The 26,072-nt window shown below is 55.4% G+C and carries 19 protein-coding genes; 11 read left to right on the top strand and 8 right to left on the bottom strand.

Going from position 1 to position 26,072, the window contains the following annotated elements; all coding sequences use genetic code 11:
• Nucleotides 1-5: 5 nt before the first annotated feature.
• Nucleotides 6-776 carry an SDR family oxidoreductase gene (locus tag D1223_RS18080; protein ID WP_119377883.1) on the bottom strand — a complete coding sequence of 257 codons (771 nt, stop codon included), beginning with the start codon at nt 774-776 and terminating at the stop codon, nt 6-8.
• Nucleotides 777-1,049: 273 nt separating this feature from the next.
• Here D1223_RS18080 and D1223_RS18075 point away from each other — a divergent pair, with 273 nt between their 5' ends.
• The 7 genes from D1223_RS18075 to D1223_RS18045 all read left to right on the top strand — a co-directional run bounded on the left by D1223_RS18075 (nt 1,050) and on the right by D1223_RS18045 (nt 13,033).
• Nucleotides 1,050-2,840, top strand: coding sequence for an acyl-CoA dehydrogenase (locus tag D1223_RS18075; protein ID WP_119377741.1), 1,791 nt, complete (start codon nt 1,050-1,052; stop codon nt 2,838-2,840).
• A gap of 32 nt (nt 2,841-2,872) precedes the next feature.
• Complete coding sequence (locus D1223_RS18070) at nt 2,873-3,652, top strand: SDR family oxidoreductase (RefSeq protein ID WP_119377740.1); 780 nt, start codon at nt 2,873-2,875, stop codon at nt 3,650-3,652.
• 2 nt (nt 3,653-3,654) lie between these two features.
• Nucleotides 3,655-7,128: an indolepyruvate ferredoxin oxidoreductase family protein gene (locus D1223_RS18065; protein WP_119377739.1), complete on the top strand. Its 3,474-nt coding sequence runs from the start codon at nt 3,655-3,657 to the stop codon at nt 7,126-7,128.
• Nucleotides 7,125-8,099, top strand: coding sequence for a hypothetical protein (locus tag D1223_RS18060; RefSeq protein ID WP_119377738.1), 975 nt, complete (start codon nt 7,125-7,127; stop codon nt 8,097-8,099). Before D1223_RS18065 ends, D1223_RS18060 begins: the two co-directional genes overlap by 4 nt.
• A 129-nt stretch (nt 8,100-8,228) precedes the next feature.
• Nucleotides 8,229-9,563: an MFS transporter gene (locus tag D1223_RS18055; protein WP_233353225.1), complete on the top strand. Its 1,335-nt coding sequence runs from the start codon at nt 8,229-8,231 to the stop codon at nt 9,561-9,563.
• Between the two features lie 205 nt (nt 9,564-9,768).
• Complete coding sequence (locus D1223_RS18050; RefSeq protein WP_158588530.1) at nt 9,769-12,126, top strand: TonB-dependent receptor; 2,358 nt, start codon at nt 9,769-9,771, stop codon at nt 12,124-12,126.
• A 127-nt stretch (nt 12,127-12,253) separates the two neighbouring features.
• A complete protein-coding gene (locus tag D1223_RS18045; protein WP_119377735.1) occupies nt 12,254-13,033 on the top strand; it encodes a 2-keto-4-pentenoate hydratase in 780 nt (259 codons plus the stop codon).
• 98 nt (nt 13,034-13,131) lie between these two features.
• Here the strand turns inward: D1223_RS18045 and D1223_RS18040 are convergent, their stop codons facing one another.
• The 3 genes from D1223_RS18040 to D1223_RS18030 form a co-directional block, all read right to left on the bottom strand.
• Nucleotides 13,132-14,019 (bottom strand): VOC family protein, encoded by an 888-nt coding sequence (locus D1223_RS18040; protein WP_119377734.1) that lies wholly within the window; start codon nt 14,017-14,019, stop codon nt 13,132-13,134.
• Between the two features lie 203 nt (nt 14,020-14,222).
• Nucleotides 14,223-15,077, bottom strand: a complete 855-nt coding sequence (locus tag D1223_RS18035; protein WP_119377733.1) for an SDR family NAD(P)-dependent oxidoreductase — start codon at nt 15,075-15,077, stop codon at nt 14,223-14,225.
• An 18-nt stretch (nt 15,078-15,095) separates the two neighbouring features.
• Nucleotides 15,096-15,854 carry a GntR family transcriptional regulator gene (locus D1223_RS18030; protein ID WP_158588529.1) on the bottom strand — a complete coding sequence of 253 codons (759 nt, stop codon included), beginning with the start codon at nt 15,852-15,854 and terminating at the stop codon, nt 15,096-15,098.
• A 269-nt stretch (nt 15,855-16,123) separates the two neighbouring features.
• On the opposite strand from D1223_RS18030, the gene D1223_RS18025 reads away from it, so the two are divergent.
• Nucleotides 16,124-17,518 (top strand): Rieske 2Fe-2S domain-containing protein, encoded by a 1,395-nt coding sequence (locus D1223_RS18025; protein WP_119377731.1) that lies wholly within the window; start codon nt 16,124-16,126, stop codon nt 17,516-17,518.
• Complete coding sequence (locus tag D1223_RS18020; protein ID WP_119377730.1) at nt 17,515-18,030, top strand: aromatic-ring-hydroxylating dioxygenase subunit beta; 516 nt, start codon at nt 17,515-17,517, stop codon at nt 18,028-18,030. Before D1223_RS18025 ends, D1223_RS18020 begins: the two co-directional genes overlap by 4 nt.
• Before the next feature lie 62 nt (nt 18,031-18,092).
• Here the strand turns inward: D1223_RS18020 and D1223_RS18015 are convergent, their stop codons facing one another.
• The 4 genes from D1223_RS18015 to D1223_RS18000 all read right to left on the bottom strand — a co-directional run bounded on the left by D1223_RS18015 (nt 18,093) and on the right by D1223_RS18000 (nt 24,041).
• The gene (locus D1223_RS18015; RefSeq protein WP_119377729.1) at nt 18,093-19,532 is read right to left on the bottom strand and encodes an amidohydrolase family protein; all 1,440 of its coding nucleotides are present in this window, start codon (nt 19,530-19,532) and stop codon (nt 18,093-18,095) included.
• Complete coding sequence (locus D1223_RS18010) at nt 19,529-20,578, bottom strand: CoA transferase (protein WP_158588528.1); 1,050 nt, start codon at nt 20,576-20,578, stop codon at nt 19,529-19,531. Before D1223_RS18010 ends, D1223_RS18015 begins: the two co-directional genes overlap by 4 nt.
• Nucleotides 20,569-21,657, bottom strand: coding sequence for an enoyl-CoA hydratase/isomerase family protein (locus tag D1223_RS18005; RefSeq protein ID WP_119377727.1), 1,089 nt, complete (start codon nt 21,655-21,657; stop codon nt 20,569-20,571). Before D1223_RS18005 ends, D1223_RS18010 begins: the two co-directional genes overlap by 10 nt.
• A 266-nt stretch (nt 21,658-21,923) precedes the next feature.
• Nucleotides 21,924-24,041 carry a TonB-dependent receptor gene (locus D1223_RS18000; RefSeq protein ID WP_119377726.1) on the bottom strand — a complete coding sequence of 706 codons (2,118 nt, stop codon included), beginning with the start codon at nt 24,039-24,041 and terminating at the stop codon, nt 21,924-21,926.
• Nucleotides 24,042-24,446: 405 nt separating this feature from the next.
• Here D1223_RS18000 and D1223_RS19335 point away from each other — a divergent pair, with 405 nt between their 5' ends.
• On the top strand, nt 24,447-24,845 hold the full coding sequence (locus D1223_RS19335) for a Zn-ribbon domain-containing OB-fold protein (protein ID WP_119377725.1): 399 nt from the start codon (nt 24,447-24,449) through the stop codon (nt 24,843-24,845).
• Entirely contained in the window at nt 24,842-26,026 is a 1,185-nt protein-coding gene (locus D1223_RS18775; protein ID WP_147372899.1) for a thiolase C-terminal domain-containing protein, read from the top strand. The genes D1223_RS19335 and D1223_RS18775 overlap by 4 nt, the downstream gene beginning before the upstream one ends.
• Nucleotides 26,027-26,072 lie beyond the last annotated feature (46 nt).

Genomic DNA, 26,072 nt, shown 5'->3' with positions numbered 1-26,072 from the left:
ACCACTTACCGGCACGTGGATCGTCCACCATCACAGGGAAAACAGGTGCCGGTGATGAATGACGACGCCTGCGATGCCAAGAAGAGAGTCAGCCCGGCAATGTCGTCGGGCTGACCCAGCCGGCCGAGAGGGGTGCTCCTGATCACATCTTGTTCGATTGTCTCGAGTGATTTTTCAGTCATCTTGCTGAGGAAGAAGCCGGGCGCAACGGCATTTACTTGAATCTGTTCGCGGGCCAATTTCTTGGCTAGGTGCTGGGTCAGCATGATCAGGCCCGCCTTGGACGCAGAATAAGCGAATGTGTCGAAGTCTGGCGGGTGCAGGCCATCAATGGACGCAATGTTGATGATGCGCGCAGACGAGGTTTGGGCGGCTTTGAGTCGAAGTTGCGGCAGAAGTTTCTGGCAGAGGAAGAATGGGGATTTCAGGTTGAGGTTAACTGTTTTGTCCCATCCGAACTCCGGATAATCATCGATACTTGCTCCCCAGGCGACGCCGGCATTGTTGATCAGGACATCCAGTCCATCGATTTTGTTGTCCAAGCTCGATGCCAAGCCCTCAATTCCCACGATTGAGGACAAATCGGCCGGGATGGCGGAAATGACGCCCGCTTCGCTCAGGGCGGCACACACAGTCTGGCAATCCTCCGCACTGCGGGCAGTGATAATCACCTTTGCACCAGCGCGCACGAATGCGCTTGCGATCATTTCGCCTATGCCACGGCTGCCACCAGTGACCAGAACGGTTTTGCCCTGCACGCTGAACAGGTCTGTGATCTCAGTGCTCATTTGGCGAAATCCTGTGTCTGAGTTCGGCGGGTTAATTTCAAAATCCTGAACTTGGCGGGACTTTCGAATGGTGCACGTATCATCGTCATTGTCATTAGCATTCTAACATGTTAGCCGTGCATAGATACAGTTCTTGTCGCTTTTTGGCATCTTCAGGATTGAAATAGAGCGCGAATTATAATCACGTTTTAGGAGTAATATTGATGTAAAGGTGTATCTATATTAAATATTCGTTTATCCTTAATATTGTTGCGGTGTCAATTGAATTTGTTATTATCTAGACAGGATGTTGATTTTCAGCTTTTTGACTGGCTATCAGTCGAAGATCTTCTTGGTCGCGACCTGTATGCTGAGCATGATCTGCCGACCTTGAGGAGCGTTCTGAACTTGGCAGAGGACATGGCGTCCGGCCTGTTCTTTTCCCATGCAAGACAGGCCGACATCGAGGAGCCGACGCTGTCTGCCGAGGGAAAAGTCGATCTGCCCGAAGAGGTCCGGACCGCCTTGAAAGGGCTCGCGAACGCCGGGTTCATCGCGACTTCCATGCCCGTAAGTGCTGGGGGCATGCAGCTGCCCTTCGTTCTCGATAAGGCTGCATTTGCCTGGTTTCAGGCTGCCAATGCGGCGACTTCGGGATATGCCCTGTTGAGCATGGCTGCGGCTAACCTCCTTCTTGAGCATGGCTCGGAAGAGCAGCGCGCAAGATATGTTCCGCGTCTTGCGGATGGTACGGACTTCGCGACCATGTGCCTCTCCGAGCCTCAGGCGGGATCATCGCTTTCGGATATCAGGACAACAGCAAAACCAGCGGGAGGTGGGCAGTACCGAATCTTCGGCAATAAGATGTGGATATCCGGCGGCGATCACGAACTCTCGGATTCGATAACGCACCTGGTGCTCGCCCGAACCGAGGGCGCGCCGCCCGGCGTGAAGGGGTTGTCGCTCTTCCTGGTGCCCAAAATTCTGACGTCTGAAGATGGCGGGCGTATTCGCAATGACGTGACCGTCGCCGGCCTGAACCACAAGATGGGGCAGAGAGGAACTGTGAATGCCGCGCTCAACTTTGGGGAAGGACGGCATAAGCCCTTTGGCGAGGCTGGCGCCGTCGGCTACAGGGTTGGCGCCGAAGGTGCGGGCCTGACATGCATGTTCACGATGATGAACGAGGCCCGCATTGCCGTGGGTGCGAGCGCGGCAGCTATCGGATATTCCGGCTACCTGCATGCACTGGACTATGCCCGTAGCCGGCCACAGGGCCGATTGCCCGGTTCAAAGGACCCGGAATCCCCTCAGGTCCCCATCATCCAGCATACAGATGTCAAACAGATGTTGCTGTATCAGAAGGCAGTCGTGGAGGGCGCGCTCGCACTCAACCTCTATTGTGCTCGTCTCATTGACGACATCCGGTCCATGCCAGCAGAACATACTGAAGATGTCAGGCTGCTTCTCGAACTGCTGACACCTGTCGCAAAGAGCTGGCCCTCGAAATACTGCCTTAGAGCCAATGATCTCGCGATCCAGGTGCATGGCGGCTACGGCTACACGCGCGATTACAATGTGGAACGGCTGTACCGCGACAATCGGTTGAACCCGATCCATGAAGGCACGCACGGTATACAGGGGCTCGACCTGCTTGGCCGCAAAGTCGTCATGCAGGACGGACGAGCGCTGAATGTCTTCCGCGAAAAGGTCATGCAGGCCTGCGACCAGGCGGGTCCTGGCTCCAGAATGCTGGCCGAGATGTCCCGAAAACTCGCCGAGTATCTCGACGATATGATTGAGGCCACGCATGTTCTGCATGCGGCGGATGACAAGGCTGAAACCCTGGCCAATTCATCGATATATCTCGATGCCTTCGGGCATCTTACCATTTCATGGATATGGTTAAGCAAGCTGTTGGCGATTGGTGAACGGTCGACCCCTTATTTCGAGGGGAAGAAGGCGGCCGCAAAGTTCTTTTTCGCCCAGGAACTGCCGAAAGTCGGGACTGCGATCCAGTTGCTGAAGTCAAAGGACCGGACGGCGCTGGATATGGAGCCGGAGTATTTCTGACCGTGAAAATAGATAAAATCTTGGAGGATTGAATGGACTTGGGAATATCGGGACGGACAGCAATCGTCTGCGCTTCCAGCAAAGGGCTGGGCCGGGCCTGTGCAGAGGCACTCGCCGAAGCCGGGGTTAACTTGGTCATAAATGCGCGCTCTCCTGAGGCACTGGAGTCTGCTGCGGACGAGATCCGGAACGCTTACAAGGTGACGGTCGAAACGGTCGCGGCGGACGTTACAACCGTGGAGGGATGCGAGGCCCTGCAAGAGCGCTGTTCGGCGCCGGACATACTCGTCAACAATGCAGGTGGCCCGCCTGCGGGCGATTGGCGCAAGTTTGAGCGGGAAGACTGGCACAAGGCGGTCGACAGCAACATGATCGGGGCGATCTTCCTGATGAGGGCCTATCTGGACGGAATGGCCGAGCGCGGCTTCGGCCGAGTCGTCAACATCACATCGGGAATGGTCAAGGCGCCCAGGGATGTCTTGAGCCTGTCTGTGGCCGCGCGCCTGGGGCTGACAGGTTTCGTTCGCGGGATTGTGCCGGCTTATGCCGCAAAGGGCGTGACAATCAACAACCTCCTGCCCGAGCTGTTCGATACGGACCGGCTCAGGAACAACATCGGCGTCCTTGCCAAGCGGGACAGCCTCTCGTTGCAAGAAGCGATTGATGTCCAGCTGGCAGATTGTCCGGCAGCCAGAATGGGCAGGCCCGATGAATTTGGTGGGACCTGCGCCTTTCTGTGCAGCGTCCAGGCAGGCTATATGACGGGGCAGAGCATCCTGCTTGATGGCGGCCGCTATCCGGGGGTCTTTTGAGCATGGGACGGCCTGTTCAGCTCAAGGATGCGACGCTTGAGGACAAGTACACCCAGGCGTCGGGGCGGGTATACCTTACCGGTATGCAGGCCCTGGTGCGCCTTCCGCTGCTTCAGGCGGCGCTTGACCGACGCGCAGGCCTGAATACGGCGGGCTTTATCACGGGGTATCGAGGCTCTCCGCTTGGCGGGTATGACGCAGCGCTCAAAAAGGCTGCGGGGCATCTTTCGGCGAACAATGTGCACTTTCAGCCCGGAATCAATGAAGACCTTGCCGCGACGACGATCTGGGGGACGCAGCAGGTTTCGATCCTTTCCGAGAAGCAGGTCGATGGTGTTTTTGGCATCTGGTATGGCAAGGGTCCCGGTGTCGACCGTTCGGTCGATGTCCTGAAGCATGCCAATGCAGCTGGCACATCCAAGTTTGGTGGGGTTGTTGCGATCATGGGTGATGACCATGGGTGCCAGTCCTCGACGCTGCCGCATCAAAGCGAGCAGGTGATGATGGCGGCGATGATTCCGGTGTTGAATCCGTCCGACCTGCAGGAGCATATCGACTACGGCCTGCTTGGTTTTGCATTGTCGCGCTATTCCGGGTGCTGGGTTGGCCTCAAGGCGACGACGGAAATCATCGAGACGAGCGCGACTGTGGATGTCAGCCCGGACAGGCTTATCATCCAGGAGCCGGCCGATTTGAAACTTCCCGAGGGCGGCGTTTCCATCCGCTGGCCTGATCCGCCCCTCGATCAGGAGCGGCGGCTGCATGGTCCAAAAATGGATGCGGTCCTCGCATTCGCCCGGGCTAATGCGATCGATAGGCGGGTTCTCGGCGATGCAACGGCAAAACTGGGGATTGTCGCAAGCGGGAAGGCTTATGGGGATGTTGTCGAAGCCCTGCATGCGCTCGGCATCGGAGACACAGAGGCAAAGCAGCTCGGGATTTCGGTCTACAAGGTCGGCATGTCCTGGCCGCTTGAATCGGAGGGCATTGCAGGCTTCGCCAGCCAGCTTGACGAGCTGCTCGTCGTTGAAGAAAAACGGGGCTTCCTGGAAGACCAGATAGCCCGAATTCTCTATAATCTTGTGGACCGGCCAGTGCTTTCAAGCAAGCTGACATCCGGCGATGCCATTGCTTTACCATCGTTTGGAGAGATTACGCCGGGCCTCGTCGCGGATGTGATCGTCAAGCGACTGAAGCCCCATTCCGGTCCGGTGCCTGAGCTGGAAAGCCGTGCCCGGCAGATGAATACGATGGCCGAGGCCGTACGTCTCGAGGGACAGAGCGCGCGGGCGCCATTCTTCTGTTCGGGCTGCCCCCACAATACGTCGACAAATGTCCCCGAAGGCAGCCGGGCAATGGCCGGCATAGGCTGTCACGGCATGGCCTATTCCATACCCGAACGGCGGACATCCCTGATCACGCAGATGGGTGGAGAAGGGGCGACATGGATTGGGCAGGCACCATTTACGAGCGAAGGCCATGTGTTCCAGAATATGGGTGACGGCACCTATATGCATTCCGGTCTGCTGGCCATTCGTGCCGCCGCGGCTGCAGGCGTCAATATTACGTACAAAATCCTGTTCAACGACGCAGTCGCAATGACGGGTGGGCAGGAGCATGATGGCGAGCTTACGGTTCCGCTCATCACACGGCAGGTCGCTGCCGAAGGCGCGAAGAAAATCTATGTCGTGTCGGATGAGCCCGAGAAGTATGAAAGCCGCGCCGGTCTCGCGAGTGGGGTAAAGGTCCATCACCGGGATGATTTGACAGCGATCCAGAAGGAATTGCGCGATACGCCGGGTGTCACGGTTCTGGTCTATGATCAAACCTGCGCCGCGGAGAAGCGCCGGCGGCGCAAGCGCGGCACATTCGCTGACCCTGACAGGCGCGTCTTCATCAATCACCGTGTATGTGAAGGCTGCGGCGATTGTTCGGTGAAGTCCAACTGCATTTCTGTTCGGCCAAAAGAAACCGAATATGGCCGTAAACGGAAAATCGATCAGTCGAGCTGCAACAAGGATTTCAGTTGCCTGAATGGCTTCTGTCCGAGCTTTGTTACCGTGAAGGGCGCCCGGCTAAAAAAACGGGCCAGGACGAAAACATCCGCGTGGCAAAATGAGCTGCCATACCCGCAGGTTCCGGCGCCGAACCATGCATACAACATCCTGATTACTGGTATTGGTGGAACGGGAGTTGTAACGATTGGCGCCCTGCTCGGCATGGCCGCACACCTTGAGAACAAGGGCGTCACGGTCCTTGATGAAACCGGGCTCGCCCAGAAAAATGGCGGTGTGACAAGCCATGTACGTATCGCGCCGACACAGGACGAACTGAGAGCGGCGCGAATTGGGGCCGGAAGCGCCGACCTCCTTCTTGCCTGCGATCTCGTGGTGGCAGCAAGTCCCGCCTGCAACTCAAGGCTGGATGCGGAAAGGACGTGGGCCCTGATCAATGAAACGGTTACGCCAACCGCCGCATTCGTGCGCGATGGGGCCATCAACCTTTCAGCGGCGGCGGACCGCAAGGCCCTGTCCCAACGCCTGGGGCAATCTGCAGAATTCGTCAGGGCGAGTGAACTCGCGGTCGCCCTCATGGGCGATTCAATCGCGACCAATCTCTTCATGCTAGGTTATGCCTGGCAGAAGGGGGTCGTGCCCCTGTCCTTCGATGCCATCGATCGTGCAATCGAGTTGAATGCAGTCGCGATTGAAGCCAACCGTCAGGCTTTTCAGTGGGGCCGATCGGCAGCTCATGACCTGCATGCCGTGAATGAACTGGCATTGGGCAAGACTGCGGATTCTGTCGAAGCGCCGTTCAATGTCGATGTTTTCATCAAGCGCCGCTGTGAGGACCTGACAGCGTATCAGGATGAGGCCTACGCGAAGCGCTATGCAGACATGCTGAAGAAGGTAAAAGCGGCGGAGACGCGCTTGATACCCGGTCAGGCAAGGCTGACCGAGGCCGTGGCACGCAACTACTACAAGCTCATGGCCTACAAAGATGAGTATGAAGTTGCCCGTCTCTATACGGACGGCGATTTCCTGAACGACCTGAAGGCCCAGTTCGACGGTGACCTTCGGGTGACCTACCACCTCGCACCGCCCGTTTTCTCGCGTCGCGACCGGGAGACCGGAGAGCTGAAAAAAAGCAGTTTTGGCCCCTGGGTCAGGTTTGCTTTCCGGCTCCTGACACGTCTCAAGGGATTACGCGGCGGCCCCTTCGACATCTTTGGATGGACAGCTGAGCGGCGCATGGAGCGGCAGCTAATTGCTCAGTATGAAGCCATGCTGGCCGAGCTCCTCGACAATCTGACCACCGCCAATATGGACATCGCCATCGATGTTGCAGCGGCGCCGAGCTTGGTGAAGGGCTATGGACATGTCAAGGAAAGGAATGCCGCGGTCTATCGGGAAGAGGTTGCCCGTCTGCTTGAGGTCTTTCGCAATCCGGAAACCAGAAAGCGGCTTGCAATATGATCGAGACGACGGCCAAACCTGCATTTTTGACGCCTCTGCAGCAGGATGGGCAGTGCATCATAGGGCCGCTGCGGTCGCCCAGACAAATGCTGAGATCGCAAATCAATGATGGGCATGCGTCCATTCATGATGATCAGACGGCGCAGGCATTGGGCTTCAAGGGGGGGGCGATCGAAGAGCCGACACATTTCACTCAGTTCGATCCGATCTGCTTTACATTGTGGGGAAAGCGATGGTTTGAGGAGGGCTGCATCTCGGTTGAATGCCGCTCCCCAAGCTATGAGGGCGAAGCGGTAAGGGCGGAGGTCGAGCGTGATTCCGCGAGCGAAGACTTTGCGCGCATCCGGACTTTGCGCGAGGATGGCGAGATAATTCTTCAGGGCACCGTATCCGTCGGACAGACGGCACCGCCCAGCTGTATCGAGGCAAAGTTCGGCGCCCTGAGACAGGCCGACCCTTATGCGATCTTGCGCGATGCTCTGCCGGGGATGACGCGGCAGCGTATCAAGCTCAATGTTCATCCGGATCAAGAGATGGAAGAGCTCTATCCTTTCTCCTTGAATAACAAGATTGCCAACATCACCGAACCCTCGCCCTGGTACACGGCTGACGCTTCGGCAACACCATGGGGCCGTGTGGTCATTCCCTTTGAAATGGTCAGTGTTGTCCTCAACCATGTCTCGGACAGTGATCTCTGGACCATTCACGGGCCGACTGTCGACTTTTTCACGGCCCAGGAAGTGAAGATGTATGATGGACCTCTGTTCTCGAACACGGATTATGAGATCGAGCGTAGCGTGCGCGCGCGTTCCGGCAGCCAGCGTACCGAATCTTTGTGGACGCAGACCGACGTTTTTGAATGTGGAAGCGACGTCTTAATTGCCCGAATGCTTCTCAGCACGGCGAGCCTGAATGACTCCTATGCTGATTATGAGCGGGACCTGCGCCAGCTGACCTCATCAGGGTCATGATGGAATCCAGGCCTGTTCCGGTTCCGGGCCATCGCCTGGCATTGTCGGTTACTTCGAATTCAATCCAGTATTATGGACCGTGCCCTCGACGGCACGGCCGAACAGAAAATGTGCCGGGAGGACAAGGCCATGAGCGAACAAGCGCATCTTGTATCCAATGATACGATCCGTGCACGAATTGACGAAAGCGCAATCAGCATGCGGCAAATGCTTATCGTCTTCATCTGCTTTGCCATAAACTTCACGGATGGGTTCGATGTCATTGCGATGTCCGTGGCCGCCCCTGTCGTCTCCGAAGACCTGGCAGTCCGGCAGACCGAACTTGGTGTCGTCTTTTCAGCAGCGCTATTCGGAATGGCGATCGGTTCCCTGTTCCTTGCACCGCTCAGCGACAAATGGGGGCGTCGGAAAGTCATATTGCTGTCTGTTTTTGCAATATCGACGTCGATGCTGCTTACGGCTTTTGTGGGCAACCTTGTCCAACTGGTCGCACTCAGGTTCCTGACCGGGATAGGCATTGGAGCAGTGCTTGCCAGTGCCACATCCATAACAAGCGAATTTATGCCAGGGCGCCGCAGAAGCCTGGCGATCATAATCGTGGCAACAGGATTTACAGTCGGGACGGTAGTCGTCGGGCCGCTTGCCGGTTTCCTGATCGATCGGGCAGGCTGGCATTCGGTGTTCGTGGCAGGTTCAGTGCTTGGATACACGACGCTCTTGTGTGCCTTCTTCCTGCTTCCGGAATCCATCGAGTTCATGTCCTCCCGCAAGACCAGTCATGATGTCCGGCTGGACAAGGTCAATGATGCGCTTGCGAAGATCGGGCTTGCCCCAGTCTCTCAATTGCCCGTTGCGGAAACGCCGGGTACGGGCGCGAAGACGGGAATCCTCAAGCTTATAGATGGCGAATATATCCGAAACACCTTGCTGCTCTGGATCTTGTTCTTCGTGGTCTATTTTGCGGTCTATTTTCTGCTCAACTGGATTCCCCAGCTTTTTACACTCAATGGTTTCGAGCTTGAGCAAAGTATTTTCGCGCTTACAATCCTGACATTGGGGGGGCTTATCGGTGCCTGGTTCCTGGCGGTTGCCAGTACGTGGATCAACATCAACCGGCTCGTATCGGCAGTGCTGTTCATTGCAGCGGCCCTGCTGGCTGCTTTCTGCCTTACAAAGCCTGCCAGTCCCTACCTCAGTTACGGGGCGATGTTCCTCGTCGGCTTCAGTCTGAATGGAGGACTCACGGCTCTTTACGCCGTTGTGTCGCGAATTTATCCTGTCGAGATACAGGCCACGGGGATTGGGTGGAGCATCGGAGTCGGCCGGTTTGGTGCCATCCTGTCACCGCTTATCGCAGGCTATGTTCTGGATCTGGGCTGGGCGGTTTTTGATGCGGTGCTTTTGCTGGGTGTGCCTGCTGCAATCGTGGGGGCCATCATCGTGCTACGGATCAGCCGGGATTGAGCAGCTGACGAGCTGACATGACACGGGATCATCTGCTCGCCTTGCCAGGGGGATATACTGCGGCGGTTCGGCGGGAGACCGCTGTTTGTGTTGCTTTTTACGCACAGTACGAAAATTCCTGAGAACGGACGAATTATTTCGTGACACCAAGCTCTTGGAACGCTAGCATGCTAGAATATCTATGGTGTTCGGGCGCGTCATCTGTATGGGCGGCCACGCATCGGGCACAAGTGAAAGGTCAAAATATCAACATCTAGTGCATCCCCAGGACGACATAACGAAGCCGTGCATGACGCGGCCCGGTGCTGCACATTCAAGGGAGGAAAAAATGACGAAAATACAATTGAATTCAACAAGGGTGCGGACGTGCCTGGCGAGCGGCACCCTGCTGTGTGCGCTCCTTGCGCCGCCCGTATATGCGCAGTCTACGGAAGATGGGGCTGATCAGGCAAGTAAGGCGCCAAGATCTTCTGCTGAAAAGCTGATGGGGACAGTGACTGTTACGGCGACCAAGAAGGTCGAGAACCAACAGGATGTCCCGGTTGCCGTGACGGGGATTGATGAGCAGCAGCTCGAAGCAATCCACTTTCGAGACCTGTCATCGCTCAGCTTCACGATTCCCAATGTTTCGTTTGACGATAACGGCCAGGTGAAGGGCTTTGCGAATTTTTCCATTCGCGGTCAGGGCCTGAACAGCTCGATTCCCTCGCTGGACCCAACAGTCGGCCTCTTCGTTGACGGTATCTATCAGGGGGTTTCAGGCGGCCAGGTCCAGGACAATTTCGACATTGAAGCCATTGAAGTCCTGCGCGGGCCGCAAGGAATCTACTTCGGCCGCAATGTTACCGGCGGTGCTGTACTGATCCGCACAAAGAAGCCCACGGACGAGCTCAGGGTTCATGGCCGGCTTGCAGCCGAAACAGGCCTCAGAACCATCGCCGACGCGTCGGTTTCAGGTCCGATCATCAAAGATAGGCTGAATGCCAAGCTCGCGGCCTATTACTCTCATGATGATGGCTGGCACACGAACGATTTCGACAATAGTGAATTCGGAGAAGACGAGCAGTACATTATCCGGCCGGCCCTGGCTTTCATGCCGACGGACAATGTCGAATTCCTGTTGCGCATGGAGGTCGGGCATGCCGAAGGCGATGGCCCGGCAACCCAGAACCATGGCCTTTTCGATCGCGATTCGTTCAATTTTTCGATTGATGAGCCCGGATTTTACGAGAATGAGTGGGCCTCTGCGACGCTGGAAACAAACATAGATGTTTCTTTCGGCAATGGTCGCATTACAAACATCCTCGGCTGGCGGACGCTCGAAAGTGATGCATTTCTCGACGTCGACAGCACACCGAATACTGTATTTGATTCAGGCACTTATCTCGATCAAGAGCAAATCAGCAACGAACTTCGCTATGTTGGAACATTCGGTCCCGTCGATGTGACAACCGGGCTCTACTATTTTTCCCAGGACATGTTCTTCCTTGAGAGGCGCATTTTTGGGGGTGGAGCAAACATACTGGATGGTGGCGGGGACGGCACGTTCTCTACACTTGCAGCATTCGTCGCCCTTGACTGGCACCTGAACGATACATGGACGATCAATATAGGCGGCCGGTACAGTCAGGAAGATAAAGAAGCGCGCGTTTCAACGCTTCGTCCCGGTGGCGGGGATTATGAAAGCCGGTCTGGCCTCAATCCCGATTTCGAGGATGAAGATACCTGGGAGAGCTTCTCGCCGCGCCTCGGTGTTCAATGGGAACCGGACAGCGACACACAAGTGTATGCCTATGTGGCAAAAGGCTTTCGCAGCGGTGGCTATAACTTCCGCAATACGGTGCCGGGGGCGACTCCTGGTCCATATGACCAGGAAGAGAATACTACTTATGAAATCGGCCTGAAGAAGGACTTCAACGAAGGTAAGGGCAGGGTCAACCTGGCTGCCTTCCAGAACACGATTCAGGATATCCAGAGGGAAGTACAGGTCCCCCTTGGCGACCTTGGCTTTGTGCAGCAAATCCAGAATGTCGGGGAAGCCCAGGTCATCGGTTTTGAAGGTGAAGTTCAGTATGCTGTAACGAGCAATCTCGTGCTCGCTGCGAATTTTGGCTACCTCGACAGCGAGTACAATTCCCTGAACATCGACATTACTAGGGACGGTGTCATCGACGAAGATGACTATGGACTTCTGTTGCCGCGCCTTGCGCCCTGGATCTACGGCGTCAATGCAACACTGGACATTCCGGTCGGGGCGGGGCTGATTACGGGCCGTCTGGCCTATAGCCACCGTGACAAGTCGTATCACACCGATGACAATGTCGGCTTCTATGCGCCCGTAGACCTGCTCAATGGCAGCATCGCCTTTGAGCCCAATTCGGGCAGTTTCCGGCTGACGCTGTACGGAAAGAACCTGACAAACGAGACGACTTACGGGAACAATGTCGTATTGCCTGACAGTCCGGCCTTTGGTGGTGACGGTATTCCGGGCAATGCGTTTCCGACTTTTGCCCCGCTCGGGCGGGGGACGGTTCTTGGGGTTGAGTTGACGGTAGATTACTAGCGGCTCGGCCCTGACGGCCACAAAGGGCTCCTCGATGGCATTTTGCCATCGAGGAGCCGCAGGCGTCCGCCCGGAAGTGATGGCGGATAGGCTGAATATAGAACCCCTGTACTTCAGAAGGTGACTGATGGCTGCAAACGTCGAAACTGCCGCGGGTATGCTTTTCGATGCCCAGAAGCATGGCCGGTCCTGCGAGCCTGTACGAAGCTTGCTGGAAGGCCATATAGATGCGGCCTATCAGGTTCAAACCAGAAATTTCCATCGCAGACTTGATGAAGGGCACAAACTGGTCGGCAGGAAGATCGGTCTGACCACCCTTACTGCCCAAAAGGCATTCAATGCCGACGCTCCCGATCAGGGCTTCCTTCTGTCAGACATGATGTACGCATCGGGTGCGTGCATTCCGTGGCAAGGCTTCATAGAGCCACTAGCGGAAGTGGAGCTAGCTTTTCGCATGGCGGCTACGGTTGAAAGCCTGCCTAGCTTTGAAGAGTTTCCGAGTTTGCTGGCCGAAATCTCGCTGGCGGTTGAGATTGTTGATTCCCGGATAGCAGGCTGGAAGATCGATCTGACGGATATGATTGCCGACAATGGAGCGGCAGGAGCCTTCGTGATCGGCGATTTCATGCTTACGGAAGCGGTCCGGTCTTCAGGTTTGAATGGGAGTGTTTTTTGCCAGATTGGGCAAAACCGGTCTGAACAGGTCTTGACAGAGAAGGCGATCGATGAGGGCGCCGAAGCAGCTTACTGGCTAGCGGGCAAGGCTATAGAGCTTGGGGTCCCCTTGCAAAAGGGAGAGATCATCCTGTCCGGCAGTCTGATGCCTCCTGTGAAGATTCGACGCGGCGCTAGTGTGCGAACGGGCATTGAGAGGCTCGGTTCTCTCGATTTTACTCTCGGTCGCTAGCACACATTCCAATTAAGATGAGCACAGGCGACCCAGTCTTCATATGTTGAAAACCGGGCCTGAATCCACATAACAAAGCGCATTCCGAAGAGGCATTATTAGAGTTCTACATCGTGCATGCCGGATGCCTCGATACCATGCCCGAAGACATCCTTGATGTGATATTGCTGCTGCTGGAAGGACGGTTCGCCGGCCCAGCCCAATTCAAGCAGCCATCCTGATGGCGTGGCAAAATAGAATGTCAGAGCGGCATCATTGGCATGTTTGCCAAGCTGCAAGGCAACATCGATCCCGCGTTCGCGGACAATGTCATGAGCTTTCCCAAGGTCATTGAGATGCTCATATTCGAGCATCATGTGGTTTAGTCGTTTTTCGTCTCCGACGCCGAAGGCCAGAGAGTGCTGGCGGCGGTTGCAATACATGAAGGTCGGCTTGACGACGCCATTTGGCGTGTTGAGGTGGTACTGTACATTTCCTTTCAGACCGAGCGCCGAATAGAAATTGTAGGTTTCAGCTTGATCATATGCCCGCACCAAGACATGTCCCATGCCTTGGGCGCCGGTAACCCACTTGCCATGCATGCGCCGGCCTGGGTGGAAGGGCAGGTGGGAATCGACGAGCGGGCCGTGAAACACCTCGACCGGATTGCCAGACGGGTCATCGAGCTTCAGCAGTCCAAGCACGCGACGCTCGGCAGCTTCCTCGGGTGAAGCGATCCGGCTCTGATAACCGGCGGCTTGCAACTGGTCCTTGATTTCATTCAGGGCTTCTGCGTCAGGCACGCGCCAACCCATATATGCCATGTCATCTTCATCGGACCGGTGAACGACAAGCCGATGATGCCAATAGTCCATGCGGAGGTAGAAGCGATCTTTTTCCCCCTCATCCATGACTTCCAGGCCAGCGACGCTGGAAGCAAAGTCCTTCCACGCCTCTATATCGGTAACGTTCAGGCCGACATAACCAAGCTCGGTGACTGCTGCCATTTGAATTCCTTCCCTGATATTTTCTGTCCATGTTTCTTCGGTCAGCGTTTCGGGCAGATGACGGACCCAAGGCTCGCATGAGCCGTTCGTATTGCATTTCAGGTGGGCTTCATCCGTACATGTAGGCAAACGCTAGTACGTCCCACTGAAATGTTAGCATTTTAGATTTTCGTTGGCAATTCCCGCGCGAACTTTACCTAGCTTCAGCCGGCAGATTTTGCTGGGCGGGTGTCCCGGTACGCTTTTCGGCTGAATGAGGGGCCCCGGCTCGCTTTGAGTTTCGATTCCCAATAAGGGAGCTTGATCATCATGCCTCCTTCAGCGCGAAGGCATTCACCGTTGATCATGCGCGATGCATCCGATGCGAGGAAGACAACGACATTGGCAATGTCCTGCGCTTCAGCCAGATAAGGGAGCGGGGTCTGGGCGGCGAACAATTTGATCTGTTCTGCAGGAAGTGTTGCCCGTCCCCGCTCTGTCAGAACCAAGCCGGGTACGACAGCATTGCAACGGACATTATCCCTCCCATAAGTTGCCGCCACTTCTCGTGTGAGCTGATGCAGGCCAGCCTTTGCGGAACTGTAGGCAGGCAAGTCGACCGTGGCGTCTGCGGCAGCAGAAGAGGAGGTGTTGACGATGACGCCACCGCCATTGGTGATCATGTGCGGCAGGGCATACTTGCAGCCAAGCATCGCACTGGTGAGGTGGGCATCAATCGTCCTGTGCCACCACTCGACAGTCATGTCGGTAATCTCGCAGTCGGGTGCGCGACTTCTCGGGACTCCTGCATTATTGTGCAGGATATCGATACGACCAAAGCTCGATAATGCGTGGCTGATCATATTGGCTATCTGTTCTTCGTGCAGAATATCGGTTGAGCAGAAGACAACTTTCCCAGGCAGGTCAGCGCATTCGTCAATCAGCGTACCTGCATTCTTCTCATCAATATCAGCGATGACGACATTTGCCTCGAGGCTGGCAAGCGTCTTGACAGTTGCTCTGCCAATTCCCGATGCGCCGCCTGTCACAACAGCTACTTTGTTGGTGAAATTGAGCAAGGCTTCTCTCTCGGTCTTTTATGGTGGTGTATGGTCAGTGCGATCCGGGTCGCTCGCTGCCGATCTTTCTAGGAGCCCGCTCATTTGGGGCTTCTTGGCAATATGTTCAGCCATCAGCAATTCTGCCGCTTTCGCATCGCGCTCTGCGATTGCCTCGGCGATCTGGCGCCTCTGCCCGATGAAATACTTGGCCGATCTGGGGGCCATTTTCGGCAGGCCTTGCCAGAGATAGAAAATCGACAGCTGCCGGAAACTGGCCGTACGTGCTTCAACCAGCGGCGACCGGCCCATCCGGCGAATCTGGTCATGAAAATCGTTGAGCTTATTAATGTAGTCCTGTCTGCTGGCGAGGCTTTCAAGAGCGTCAGGACCTGGCCCTTCGGCAATTTTGATCAGATCCTTGGCTTCATCGCCACGATGCCTTGAGGCTGCAAATGCTGCAAAGACCCCTTCGATTTTCCCGAAAGCAAGGAAGAAATCTTCTATGGCTTCGGGGCCTGGGCTCACCACGCGGCAACCGACTTGGGGGATGATGTCGACGAAGCCCAATGTTCTCAGGTGCGAGAGAGCGGCACTGACGGGCTGCCTGCTTGCGCTCATTTCGTTGGCGAGATCGGTTATGGAGATCGACTCACCAAATTTGTAAATACCGAGTACGAGCCGGCGTTTCATCTCCTCGGCGACTTCACCCGCCTTGCCGGCCAGGGTGGAGCGACGTTCTGAAAGCTGCATGTTCATTTGTCCTGAGCCTGAATTCCATATTGCCTTGCGTTTCATCGGGCGGACTGCACCGGCGTCCCGCGAATAAAAAGTGATACTACTGCAAGGATTTGAAACAAGCCAACGACAGGGGCGCATAGGGCGGAGACAAGAGTTTGTCCATGATGGCCGTGTTGTTGTAGCTGTTATCATAACTGACCAATCAACGGAAAAGTAGCTGGCTCGGCGCCGCCGGGAAACGGCTAACGATGCCTTGGAGAGTTGAACTCGTCGCATAAAACATGCTAGAATGTCAATGATACTGATGAGCCGCTCGACACGGAAAAATAAGGAAGGCGAAGTTAATGAGCACACTCACTCCCGAACAACTGGAGCAACTCGTGGATGAGCGTCCGAAAGACGGCGTCTTCCGTGTGCATCGGAGCATGTTTCTTGATGAGGATATATTCGAGTTGGAGATGCGCCACATCTTCGAGGGAAACTGGGTTTTTATCGCTCATGAAAGCCAAATTCCCAATCGTAACGATTTCCTCACAACCTATATAGGGCGACAGCCCATCATTTTGACGCGGACCGCGAGTGGAGAGTTGTCGGCCGTCTTGAATGCATGTGCGCACCGCGGGGCATCCCTTGAGCGTTCAAAATGCGGTAACAAAAAACTGTTTGTTTGCCCATTTCACGCTTGGAGCTTCCGAAATGATGGAAAGGTACTCAGTTGCGGGGAGAGCGAAACGGCGGGTTACGCACCTGGGTTTGCCAAGGAAAACCATAATCTCAAGCGTGTTCCCAGACTGGAAAGCTATCGTGGCTTTATCTTCGGAAGTCTCAATGCTGATGTGCCGGACCTGTTGAGCCATCTCGGCGCCGCCAGGACATTCATCGACTTTATCGTAGACCAGGACCCAAAGGGCGAAATCGAAGTCTTGCCTGGCGTGCACTCCTATACCTATGATGGGAACTGGAAGCTTCAGGCCGAGAATGGTGTCGATGGCTATCATGTCGGTCCAATTCACGGCAATTATGTCGAGACGACCGCTAATCGCAAAAGAATTGCCGAAGGGCGTCAGGTGCAGGATGTCATGGATGTCAGTGCCTTCAGCCGCTTTGCTGGCGGCTACTACGCTTTTGAAAACGGCCATGTTCTTCTCTGGAATGAATCTCCTAACCCGGAAGTGCGCCCGGCATATAGACACCGCGATCAATTTGGAGAGAAGTATGGGGCTGCCCGGGCGCACTGGATGTCCAGTTGCTGGCGGAACCTTCTTCTGTATCCGAACGTCTTTTTGATGGATCAGATGAGTTCGCAGATTCGGTTTTTCAGGCCTCTGGCCGTTGATAAGACCGTAGTCACTAGTCTCTGTTTCGCCCCGAAAAATGAGTCGGCCAGCGACCGTGTCGCGCGGTTGCGTCAGTATGAAGATTTCTTCAACGCCTCAGGCATGGCGACACCGGACGACCTTGCTGCATTCAATGCAACACAGTCTGGCCTGTCAGCGCTTGATGCTGAATGGAGCGATATCTCGCGGGGGGCACTGAACAGGTTTGAAGGGCCCGATGAAAGGGCTGAAGAATCAGGTTTTGAACCCCAGTTTGGTGGAAGCCAGCTTCAGGACGAAGGCATCTACCTCAACCAGCACCACAAATGGCTGGACCTCCTCAAGGCAGGTCTCGCTGCAGAATTAGAGGCAGAATCAGACACTGAAGTGAGGGCAGCAGAATGAGTGTGATGACAGAGCGGCCTCAAGAAGAGAGCCTGTATCAAAAGGCTCAGCGGATACTATCGCTCGAAGGGTACCTCCTGGACGTTAAGCGTTGGGACGACTGGCTGGATCTTTATGCAAAGGATGCAGAATATTGGGTGCCGGCGTGGAAAGACGACCTATCCGTTACTGAAGATCCTGCGCGGGAGCTTTCGTTGATCTATTATCCCAACAGGACTGGGCTCGAGGACAGAGTATTTCGCATCAAGTCCGGAAAGTCTCTTGCATCTACCCCGCTTCCGCGGACATGCCATATGATGAATATTGCACGGGTTGCCCGACGGGACGATGGCCTCGTAGAAGCCGATTGTAGCTGGTCTGTTTACTCTTATCGGTTTGAGAAGGCGGCTCATTTGTTCGGCCTGTCAAATTATCTCCTCAAGGAGACGGAGACCGGGTTTCAGATCAAGAAGCGCCGAACACTCGTGCATAGTGACACAATTCCGAACGTGCTTGACATTTACTCAATATAATCCGGGTTTGCTGGGCATCTTCAGGGATGGGTGTACCGCGTTTCAGTCTTTCGAGCCGCGTTTTAGCTTGGCGTGCAGTCGGACTGGAAAACGATTCTGCCATTAATAAACGTGGCAGCGACATGGTGCCTTGATAGATCGCTCAAGGCTTCCACCAGCGGCAGCTTGAGAAGGCAGAGGTCAGCTGCGGTACCAACCCGCACCTGCCTCGCGCGGGCCGCTTGATGCGGGGGAGTGCCAAGATACATGTCCAAAGCGCGCGCTGCCGGTATACGCTCCTTTAGGCAGATTGGGTGGCCCGTTTCTGTCAGGCGATCCGTGGCGGTTCGCATGGCCAGCCAAGGGTCGATCGGTCCATACGGAGCATCTGAGCTGAAAGCGACGGGGATCTCTTGTTCAACAAGACTGGCACAACGGTACAGATCCTCCTGTTCGCACGGATCCACCCGAGCCAGATAGCGCTCACCGCGAGCATGCAGGAAGCCTGGTTGTGTGACAACGGCTAGGCCAAGCTTATTTATGGGGGGAATCGCCTCCTTCGGAATGATTGAGCCATGCTCGATCCGATCTCCGGGATATGCCCCATATGTCTCAAAGGCCGCAAGGCAATAGGACAACTCCACGGCCGTTACGCAGTGCACCGCGACGCGTCTGCCTTGTTCCCTGGATCGCCTGATTGTGAGCCCGAACTCATCGAAGTCGACAAGGCTGCGTTCATCCAGCAAGACTTTTGTTTCTCCGACTTCAAAGCTGCCGACTTCACAAGGCGTCAGCTTTCCGCCGCTCATCAGGCGAAGGCGCTGAGGGAGCGTGCCGGATTTATGTGCCCTGCCAAGGACACCTGCCATTTCCTGGGTTGTTGAAACGCTTGCGTCAGTGACGCTTGTAACGCCTAGTGAGGACAATTCTGCCCCGAGACGTTCGAGATCCGGCGGGGGAGACTTGAGACAATCTTTCAACCATTCGGATTCTCTCCAGATCCTGCCTGTGAGTTGGCCGGCTTTGTTTCGTTCGACGCCCTCCGGGAGGTGGTCGCCACGGTTTGAGTCAATGAAGGAAAGCCCGCAACTGTTAAGGATCCATAGCGCTCCGGTTCGGTCCTGTATTCGTATCGGTTGGGTGGATTCAATCCTGTCTAGCTCATCCTTATCAGGAATTCCTACAGTAAATGTGTCCAGTTCCGTCACTCTCAGCCACTCCCCGGGAGAAAGACCGCATGCTGCATTTCTTATGAGGGTGGCGAGCTCCTCAAAAGAGGTGACATGTTCTGCTGACAGCGAGGCGCGCTTGGCGGCGGTTGCCAGTAGGTGAATGTGATGGTCGGTTAATCCGGGGAGCAATGCGCCACCTTTTGCGTCTATTCGTAGATGGGGACGCGGTTCCGGCGACAAATTGCCCCCAATGGCGCGAATATGACCGGACTCAATAAGGAGCTGCAATCCCGGGATTCCGTTGATCTCCGCATTATGGATCAGCAATGTATCGGGGTGTGCCGTCTTCATTCAGAAATTTGTCCACCAGTCGTTGCCGTCGTTTGGCAGCTCGAGCGGGCCGCGCCAGCAGCAACACGCGAAAGAGATGCATCTATGAAGGCACCTGTGTCTTTCGTCACCAGTTCGATTGCTGCAATCGCTGCTGATAATCCGGTCAATGGGTCCGCAATCGCATCTCCCATAAACACGGGGCTGCCGTCATCGGCTAGATCAACCAACCCGCCGGCGACGGCCGCATCGTCACCGAAAGCGATCCTGTGTGACTGGGGCCCGTAAAATCCGTATCCCGTAATCGCGATCCAGACCAAGCCAGGTTTGCCCTTCATGAGATCTGAAGGAATTATTCCCATCTGCTCGAAGGCGCGCCGGCGTCCATTTGTAATAACGATGTCGGCGTTGGACAGAAGGTGCCGTAGCTTTTCAAGGTCCCGTTCGCTCCGGAAATCGAGCTGCAGATGTCGCTTCTTGCTGTTGAGGCGGTGGTGATGGGGAGAGCGGGCCGCTGCTCCGATTGTCATGCGGTGAATGCTTTCCACCTTCAGCACATCTGCTCCCATTTCTGCAAATATGGATCCGCAGAGCGGCCCTGCCCAAAGGCTCGAAAGATCAATAACCTGAGGCATTCTGTGCCCTCGCGCGGAGGCTCCGACAGGTTTAGTCCGAGAAACAAATGGAAACTCGTCGCAGGTATTAACTTCGCCGGGAATCGAAACCGCCAGGCCGAGTCTCGCCGCCGATTGAAAAACTTCGCGTTTCGGTCTTCGTTGTATCCGCTCCGTAACGTCCCGCCAGTCGGCATGATCTATATTGGCTTCGACCAGTGCGGGGATCAATTCCAGGTCCGTTTCGCGTGGAAGGTTGAGCGCAAGCCACCCATCGTTCGCCAGCAGCAGCCTGCAAGAGCCATTAGCAGAGACCTTGCCAGCCGGGCCGAGATCGACAGAATCAGATCTGTCAAAGATCCTGTCAGGAGGCAGCCGGACCGCATCGCCTAGCAAGCCCGTCAAGCGCTCGATTTCGTTCGTGAGCCGATGGAAAAGGGGTGTTAACGGCATCGGGAAGGTTCGCCGATGGAATTGAAAAGCCCCCATCCTGACAGGCGCTCTGCCCGGAACCGCTTACCGCTAAGGGCGAGATAGGCGGTGCGGTGCCTGCCGATCGCTCTTGCCAGGGAAGCAGTGCCGCCAGCGCCCGGGATCAGCCCCATGCTGACCTCGGGGAGTTGGATGAATGCGCCTGATGCAGCATGCCTGTATTTTGCGGCCGCTGCGATTTCAATGCCCGACCCTATGCATGCGCCATGAACCCTGACGGATGCCCTGTCCCCGAGTGAGGCCAGGAGACGTGTGCAAGACCGAAGTGATCGAATGCTGTGCGCCAGTGCGAGGTCGTCTGACAGCCCGAACTCACCGAGTTCACCGCCGACTGAGAAGCATTTCCCGTTTGCATTAAGGACAATGTCGGGCTCGGTTGGGTCGTCAACTACTGATGACAGCGCCTCAAACAGGGCGTCCCGCATGGCTGCTGACATGGCATTGCGCTCGCCAGCATTATTTAATGTAATATAAACGCAGTCATCCACACGATCAACGAGTACGGGCGGTGGTTTCGGGCCACCCTTGATCGGCGTCCTGTCAGACCGGCTCGCCAGCCATTTTTGGAATTCTCCACCTCCGAGAAGGGTTGAATAACCCAGTGATTCCACGAGCAATGCCTGATTATAGGGGAGGTTGCTTCCTGCGCGCAAAACCTGGCAGAGGATCGATGCTGCTGCGGGATTAGCCCTGATCTGCCGGTCAAGAACGCCAAGAGCCACGTCTAGCTCACTGCGCGTTACTTCAACAAAAGGCCTTCCCCTTCCAGGGTTGGTGGTCAGGAGCACGTCAAAATCTTCGGCGCTGAAGGCGACTGGCTTTTCAGATGTGTCCACACCGATAATGACAGCGTGGTCGAGAGCGTTGCAGCGCGCAGGGCTGCTGGATACATCGACCTCTTCGACGTTTAAGACAACGCAGGGCGCATCTCCGATTGGCGAATACAGGTGCTGATCAGTCTGGCTGATGGCCTGCAGGTCTTGCGCATTCCGGCTATGTGGCGGGGAAGCCTCAGATGGGAGCCTGGCGACCATGTGCATTAAGCCCGTTCAGTTTTGCGGTTGGGTAGACCAACCCGTAAACCCTGTTTATCCATTTACCTTAAAGAGAATAGAGCCTATCAAAATATGAAAAGCTGACAACAATTGCGGGGCTGGGTCGGCAGGCCGGTCTCTTTGATTGGAGGGCTTGGAATCATCTGACCAAATTGGGGCCGTCGGCCCGCCGGGTCGAAGCTGTCAAAAAAGAGCCGACTGCACAATGCAGCCGGCAGTTAACTAGCCCGAAATCAGGCGAGGAGGAAGCGCTAGAATTTCAGGTCAAGTTCTACGCCGTAGGAGGCGGGTTTGTTGTAAGAGGCCAGGTCGCCCATTGTGCCCGTTCGGCGAAAGATCTCGACTTTCTCGTCCGAGACGTTCTGTCCATAGGCGGTTACTGTGAAGCGATCATTTGGCGACCAGGAAAGGCGGGCATTTATTTGGGTGTACCCATCCTGCTGGGACGTATTTGATGGATCCCAGTACCATCCGTCATTGTACGATACGGTCAGGGCGCCCTGAATTTCGCCTGTCTGAGAAATGGGGCGTGTATAAAGCAGCGTTCCGAAGGCAGTGTATTCCGGAGTTTTCATGATCCGATTGCCGCTCACATCGCGGTTGACCTGAACGTAACCTATGCCGTTCGGCTCTGGAATGTAGACGATGGCTCCCGGAAAATCATTGTATTCGCCATGAATATAGGAGGCACCTGTACGGGCGCTCAGTTCGTTTGTAATCGGGAACGAGAGATCAAAGTCTGCACCGTAAATCTCTGCGTTACCCGCGTTTGTTACGGTAACAAAGCCGCCCCGGCTCTGGTCGATCGCATTTACCTGAATGCCGGTGTAATCGTAGAAGTAAGCGGCTCCAGTGAACAGTAAGGTCGACCCGCTGTATTTGTAGCCGACCTCATAGGACTTGATTTCTTCCGGATCCACAGGTGCCGGGTCAAGGCTTGTGGCATTGTACAAGCCGCTCTTGAAGCCTTCACTATAGGTCAGGTACAGGCTCGACTGATCGCTGAGTTCGTAACGGATTGATGCGCGGGGTGTAAACGAATCCCACTTTTCATCGTCGTTTGCGACGATCGGGCCGTTGCGGCCGCCAACTCTGCCAACAAATGTTTTTGTCTCGGTATTGTATCGGCCCCCAAGCAGCAAATGCAGGCGCTCTGTGGGGCTGTAGCTCACTTCAGCGAATGCGGCAGCTGCCTCGGTTTTTACATTCGGGACCAGAACGATCACGGGCGTGTTGTTTACATAAACCGTCCCATACGATTCGGATTCGTCATCATAATACATGCCGCCGAATATCCACGAAACATTCCCGTCAGAGTTAGATGCGAAGGTGAGTTCCTGGACAAAAGTATCCTGATCTTGAGGGCTGTGAACTTCCTGAATTGGAAGCTCTGTACCATCAGTGTCGGTATAGAATGGCTGTTGTTGCTGAGTGTAGCCCGTTGTCGACGTGATTGTGGCCCAATCGGCATCATAGACAGCGTTTATGGACAGGGAACCGCCTTCCAGCTGGGAGTAGGGGTTGAAGTCCATCGACGCTTCATCTCGGGAGCCGGCGACGCCGAGTGAATAGGCGTCACTGGTCACGTAGCGAAAGTTTTCAGGAACAGGAATGTATGAGAATGCGGCATTGTTCTCATGCTTTACGTAAGAGCCGGTAAATGTGAGGCTCAGGTCTTCAGTGGCTTCAACGAGAATTTTACCGCGGGCGAGATATGCGTTCGTCTTTGCAAGGTCGCTCCCGGTCGCGACGTTTGTTACGTACCCATCATCTTCATGGTAGAGAACGGCCAGATTGGCAGCAATCTTGTCAGTAATCGGCCCGGTTATATAGCCGCTCAGTTTCCGGTCGTTGAAATTGCCATAGCTCCCCGTTACGCGGCCGGAGAAATCAAATTCTGGTGCAGCTGTCGTTACAACGATGGCGCCGCCGGTCGCATTCCGCCCGAACAGGGAGCCCTGGGGGCCTTTCAGGACTTCAATGCTATCGATTGCATTGAGTTCGAACAGGGCTGCAGCCTGCGTGGCCTGGTAAACGCCGTCAATATAAAGGGCGACATTTCCATCCGCGCCGGGCCCTACGACAGACGTCCCCACGCCGCGAATCGTGGGCTGTACGAAGCTGCCCTGCTGGGTCAAATTAAGCGCAGGCGTAACAAGTTTTAGATCCGCTGAGTTGGTGATCCCGGCCTGCTTCAACTGCTCGCCGGAAGCGACGCTAACGGAAATTGGAACGTCGACCAGTCGTTCATCCCTGCGCTGCGATTTGACGACAACCGAGTCCATGACGCGAGTCTGAGCCGCTTCGGTACTGGAGGTGTCAACCGGTTGAGCGGTTTCCTGAGCTGTGGCGGCCCCCAGTGTGATCATGCTTACGCTCGCAGCGAGCGTGTACTTCGATATATGATATCTCACCCTAATTCCTCCCTTGTGAGTGATGGCGCAGGATTCATTGCCCCGTGCCTAAATTCTTGTTCGCCAGTTATGCGCACCGCACCCCTAACGGGCTAGAATGTTAGCAAACCGCGGACGGGGGTCAACAAAAATAACACGCGATCTAGAAATTGGCGGCCTGATGGAGTGCTTTTTCGCGTCGCGAGCGTTAGATGAGCCGAGCCGGGTAGAAGCTCACGGCCGCTTATGGAGCCTCTTTCTGGCCCTTCGTTAGGAGTTGGTGGGTTGACATCGTGTTATAAAAGTAAAATCCGTATCATAATTGATGGCCTGAGCATGGAGTCCTGAGGGGCTTGGGCTTTTCGTTTTTTGGGAGGCATTATGCTCAACAATACTGGACCGCGTATTGATCACGACACAAGGGTTTATTGGGCTGGGCTTGGTGAGGGGCGCCTTCTTATTGCGCGCTGTCAGGCGTGCCGGACATGGATACATCCACCCAAGGGGTGTTGCCCTTCATGTTGGTCGAACGAGATTGATCATGAGGAGCCTTCAGGCGCCGCAACGCTTTTCAGCTATCTTGCGCCCAGAAACCGGGGCAGGGGCATTCCTGCCATCATCGGTTGGGTAGAGCTTGTCGAACAAGACCGGCTCTTGATCGTCGCGCCCGTCGTTCTGGATTCAGAAACGCCCCCTCGTCTAGGCGAGCCTCTTGAGCTTTTCTGGTCAAAAAAAGATGGGGCAAAAGGGCCAATGTTCAAAGGCAGGTGCGAAACATGAGTCTGGATGCGGTTCGTGGCAACATAGCGATTGTTGGTATAGGTGCCTCGCAATTGTCGAGGGATGCCGGCCGGTCGATTGGTGCGCTAGCTTGTGATGCGGTTCGCGCGGCAATTCTGGATTCCGGCGTGCCAAAAGAAAAAATAAATGGTGTGTCTGGCATCTACAGCACAGATCTACCGACGGTCTGGCCGGGATATGTCGCAGAAAGCCTCGGGCTCGATAACATCGTCTGGTCCAACTGCTCGACGCCGCCATCGGCGAATACAGTCGCGGAGGGGATATGGGCGGTCGCTGCCGGCGCGTGCGAGTATGCGGTTTGCTATCACTCGAAATTCCGCTGGGACATAGCGTCGGCGTCAGCGCGGAATGATCCATTGCGCAAATCGCCGCCGACCAGTTTTGATGCCAGCATGTCTCTTCCTTTGGTTGAGCATCTGGGTGCGCCGAACGGAATGTTTGCATCGTTTCAGCGTCATATGCATCAGTTCGGTACACGGCGTGACCATCTAGGGCGTATCGTAGTGAACAACCGACAATGGGCGCTGCAGAATGATCGCGCAATTCTCAAGGACCAGCCCCTCAGCCTTGACGGCTATATGGGGGCCGAGCAAATTATTCCCCCTCTTTGCATGTTGGACATGGATATGCCGATCGACGGGGCAATGGCTGTCGTGATTACAACTGCTGAGAGGGCCAAGGACCTGGCTCAGCCGGTTGTTCTGGTTGAGGCGGTGTCCAATGGAATTGCTGGGAGGTCTGACTTTTTCTTTCAGGCCTTCGATAGCTACCGGTCATACCGGGTCTTGATTGATAGGCTCTGGGAGAAGTCGGGCTGCAGGGCGACCGACATGGACCTGATTAATGTTTATGACGGTTTCTCCACCTTGGCGCTTGAATGGATAGAGGCGATCTTTGGTGTCAGGGGTGAGGTTGGTGGCTTCCTCGAAGATGCCTGGTCAGAGGATCAGGAAAAGCTGTTCTTTCATGGCCGCATACCGATGAGCACCCATGGAGGAAATCTCGGTGAGGGGCGTGTACAGGGATTTGGACATGTTCTGGAAGCGGTGACACAATTGCGCGGTCATGCATTGGGCAGGCAGGTGGAAAACGCAAGGCTTGCTTTGGTCACAAATGGAAATAATCCTGTAAATGCCGGAATGATACTAAGGACCTTATAGTTTGTGTATGCTGTCCGGTGAGGTTGCCGGGTGTTATTGGAATAGG

It is taken from the genome of Henriciella mobilis (assembly GCF_003576285.1).
In the GTDB taxonomy this organism is placed as follows: Bacteria; Pseudomonadota; Alphaproteobacteria; order Caulobacterales; family Hyphomonadaceae; genus Henriciella; species Henriciella mobilis.
This window is presented reverse-complemented; position numbering and strand designations above follow the sequence as displayed.